This window comes from Flavobacterium odoriferum, assembly GCF_025499515.1.
GTDB classification, from domain to species: Bacteria; Bacteroidota; Bacteroidia; order Flavobacteriales; family Flavobacteriaceae; genus Flavobacterium; species Flavobacterium odoriferum.
This window is the reverse complement of sequence record NZ_JAMKFA010000022.1, coordinates 1-440: the sequence shown is the minus strand read 5'-3', so window position 1 is coordinate 440 and position 440 is coordinate 1. Positions and strand designations below refer to the sequence as shown.

Below are 440 nucleotides of genomic sequence, written 5' to 3'. Positions count from 1 at the left end.
TCCGAAGGAAAATCCGGAAGTAGCCATTGAAGCAAACCGCTGTTAACTGTAGTTTTAAATTTTATCTAATTTAATAATTAAAGTATCTTTCTTATCAGCGTTCAAAAATTCAGCTTCTGATGAACTATAAAAATTTTCATTAATAACTTTAGTATTGTAACCTTCCTTTGAAAACTCTATTTTATAATCAGTGTTACAACTTGATATTCCACAGCTAAATGATTTTCCAGTATGAAAATAACCTATATCATTAGAAACATCATTTTTATTACCTTGTTCTGATGTCATTTTAACAATTACACATGGAATTCTTTCGCCTGATATTTTATCTATTACTATTCCGTCAGTTCCCACATATTTATCACAAGAAGATAATAAGGCAATAACAGAAAGGCTTAAAATATACAATGTTTTTATTCTCATTTTTTCTAAATTACAGT

General features: G+C 27.5%; 1 protein-coding gene. It reads right to left on the bottom strand.

Features of this window, described 5'->3' with window-relative positions:
* Positions 1-54 precede the first annotated feature (54 nt).
* Positions 55-440 (bottom strand): hypothetical protein (locus M9Q43_RS13075; RefSeq protein WP_262319314.1); only part of this gene is annotated, 386 nt, incomplete at its 5' end.